1 protein-coding gene and 2 pseudogenes are annotated in these 1,831 nt (G+C 63.1%); 1 reads left to right on the top strand and 2 read right to left on the bottom strand.

From position 1 onward, the window contains the following. Positions 1 to 407 (bottom strand): annotated as a pseudogene (locus JMO03_RS05755) (IS3 family transposase); the annotation flags it as partial. After that, positions 407 to 721, bottom strand: coding sequence for a DUF1153 domain-containing protein (locus tag JMO03_RS05760; RefSeq protein WP_202841310.1), 315 nt, complete (start codon positions 719 to 721; stop codon positions 407 to 409). The pseudogene JMO03_RS05755 and the gene JMO03_RS05760, both read right to left, overlap by 1 nt. A gap of 53 nt (positions 722 to 774) precedes the next feature. Here JMO03_RS05760 and JMO03_RS05765 point away from each other — a divergent pair. Beyond that, positions 775 to 1,698, top strand: a pseudogene (locus JMO03_RS05765) (IS3 family transposase); the annotation flags it as partial. Positions 1,699 to 1,831 lie beyond the last annotated feature (133 nt).

Here is a 1,831-nt window from a genome sequence, read left to right on the forward strand (position 1 = left end):
TAGCAGTCGATCACCAGCGCCAGCGTGAGCCAGCCGTCGCGGCCGCCCCAGATCCGGCACAGGTCCGTCGCCCAGCGTTCGTCCGGGGTCTGGGCCACGGACGGCAGCGCCTGGATCCGCGGGCGAGCGCCCAGAGCCCGCTTGCGAACCTGCCAGCCCATCAGTTGGAAGATCCGCTGCACCGTGTTCTTGTTCATATCCAGAAGCCCGGCCACAGTCCGGTAGCCGAATGACGGCTCTTCCTCGATTAGCGCCTTGATCGGCTCCGCCAGCTCCGGTCGGACCTTCGGCGGCGCCTTGGTCGGCCGGTAGTACACGCTGCGCCGGGCCACGCCGAACCAGCGGCACAGCTTCACCATCGAGACTTCGAAGCCATCGTCCCGCAGTCCCTGCTGGATCGAGACCATCAGGTCTCGTCCTTGCCCAACAGGGACGCCAGTTTTTTTCGGGCGCGCAGCTCCAGCATGGCCTCGCCGTAGGCTTCCTGCAGGTCCTTGAGTTGCCGTTCGTACTGCTCGCGCACGTCCTCGGGCTTCGCCCGCAGGGCGTTCTCCATGCCGCGCTTGGCGTCGTCCACCCAGCTCTCGATCTCCGACGGGGTCAGGTCGAACTGCCGGCTGGCTTCGGCCACTGTCGTCTTGCCCTGGATGATCTCCAGCACCAGCGCCGACTTCCGCCGGGCCGTCCAACGCTTGATCTCTTCGTCCATCACTTGGCTCATCGTGCTCTCCTTCGAAAGGTAGCACCTGAGCAGGAAATCACTGGGTCATTACAAACACCCGGCTGAAGAAGCTGCTGGCCGAGCAGATGTTCGAGAACGATGTCATCAAGGATGCCCTGCGAAAAAAGTGGTGAGCGCACCGTCCCGTCGGGAACTGGTGCGCTACCTGAAGGACAAGGGGCTGAGTGAACGACGATCGCTGGCGGCGGTGCGGATGAGCGCCAGCGCGTTGCGCTATACGCCGCGCCTGGATCGCAATGTCGATCTTCGCGCACGTATCGTGGCATTGGCCCAGCGGCATAAACGCTACGGGGTCGGGATGATCTATCTCAAGCTTCGGCAGGGAGGAGACTTCGTGAACTACAAGCGGGTGGAGCGGCTGTACAAGGAAGAAAGGCTGCAGGTGCGGCGTCGCAAGCGCAAGAAGGTGCCGATCGGCGAGCGGCAGCCACTGCTGCGGCCGACCCGTGCAAACGAAGTCTGGTCGATGGACTTCGTGTTCGATCGCACGGCCGATGGCCGGGGGATCAAGAGCCTGGTGATCGTGGACGATGCCACGCATGAACCGGTGGCGATCGAGGTGGAGCGTGCGATCTCGGGGCACGGTGTCAGTCGTGTGCTGGATCGGTTGGCGCTGAGCCGTGGCTTGCCGAAGGTGATCCGCACGGACAACGGCAAGGAGTTCTGTGGCAAGGCCATGGTCACCTGGGCGCACGAGCGTGGCGTCCAGCTTCGGCTGATCGAACCGGGCAAGCCGAACCAGAACGCGTATGTCGAATCGTTCAATGGTCGTCTGCGTGAACGAGCATCTGTTCACCAGCCTGCTCCAAGCACGCACGGTGATCGAAACATGGCGACGCGAATACAACGAGGAACGACCCAAGACGGCACTTGGTGGCATGACCCCAACCGCCTATGCCAAGCAGCTGGCCGAATCCGCTACAGTGAACCCGGACTCAAGATCAGACCGCTACTGAAAGCGGGAGGACGTCGGTGACAGAGCAGTTCTTGTTGCGCTGGCTGGTGTCAGAGGTGATCCATCCGACAGAGGCGTCGAACGTGCCTTCGATCCTGGGCAGACCCAGTGCCCAGTCCCCCAGCTGGGTGGCG

It is taken from the genome of Luteimonas saliphila (assembly GCF_016774335.1).
Classification (GTDB): Bacteria; Pseudomonadota; Gammaproteobacteria; order Xanthomonadales; family Xanthomonadaceae; genus Luteimonas; species Luteimonas saliphila.

Excerpts from the sequence above, each read along its gene's own strand:
- JMO03_RS05760 (WP_202841310.1), bottom strand. The coding sequence starts at position 721 with ATGAGCCAAGTGATGGACGAAGAGATCAAGCGTTGGACGGCCCGGCGG.